Below are 1,020 nucleotides of genomic sequence, written 5' to 3' on the forward strand. Positions count from 1 at the left end.
GCGCCGCGCAGGCCCTTCATCAGGCGCATGTGCAGCCAGGCCGCGTAGTTGAGCCACACGATCAGCGCCCAGGTTTCCTTCGGGTCCCAGCTCCAGTAGCCGCCCCATGCTTCGGCGGCCCACAGCGCGCCGAGAATCGTCGCGATCGTGAAGAACGCGAAGCCGACCGCGATCGACTTGTACATCACGTCGTCGAGCACCTCGAGCGTCGGCAGGCGATCGGCGAGCACGCCGCGCTCCTTCATCAGGTACGCGACCGACACCATCGCCGACAGCGCGAAGCTGCCGTAGCCGATGAAGTTCGCCGGCACGTGGATCTTCATCCACCAGCTCTGCAGCGCCGGCACGAGCGGCTGGATCTGCTGCGCGTCGCGCGCGACCGAGTACCACATCAGGAAGCCGACGGCCGCGCTGATGACCAGCAGCACGAACGCGCCGAGCGCGCGCGTGCCGTAGTGGCCTTCGTAATACAGGTAGAGCAGCGCGGTGATCAGGCTGAACAGCACGAACACTTCGTACAGGTTCGACACCGGGATATGCCCGACGTCGGCGCCGATCAGGTAGGACTCGTACCAGCGCACCATCAGGCCGGTGAAGCCCATCAGCACGGCGACCCAGGTGAGCTTCTGGCCGATCGCGGCGCCCGACTCCGAGCGCGCGAGCAGACCGATCCAGTAGAAGATCGTCGCGAGCACGAACAGCGCGCTCATCCACAAGATCGCGGACTGACTCGACAGGAAGTACTTGAGGAAGAACGCCGCATCGGCGCGCGCGAGATCGCCCTGGTAGATCTGGATCGACAGCAGCGAGAGCGCGGCGATCGACGCCATCATCAGCCGCGCGGGCTTCCAGCGCCAGCCGAGCACGACGAGCGCCGGCACGGTGCCGATCATCACCGCCTTGTCGTAGTAATTCATGTGTTCGTTGTAATGCACGAACGCATAGCCCGCGCCGACCACGAGTGCCAGTGCGAACAGCCAGTCGATGACCGACAGGCGCGCGAGGAACGGACGGTCGTCG

The 1,020-nt window shown here is 65.4% G+C and carries 1 protein-coding gene; it reads right to left on the bottom strand.

The genetic code is table 11. From position 1 onward, the window contains the following. On the bottom strand, positions 1–1,020 hold a 1,020-nt coding region (ccsB, locus tag DID99_RS36705), incomplete at both ends, for a c-type cytochrome biogenesis protein CcsB (RefSeq protein ID WP_124668733.1).

The organism is Burkholderia sp. Bp8986 (genome assembly GCF_003854225.1).
Taxonomy (GTDB): Bacteria; Pseudomonadota; Gammaproteobacteria; order Burkholderiales; family Burkholderiaceae; genus Burkholderia.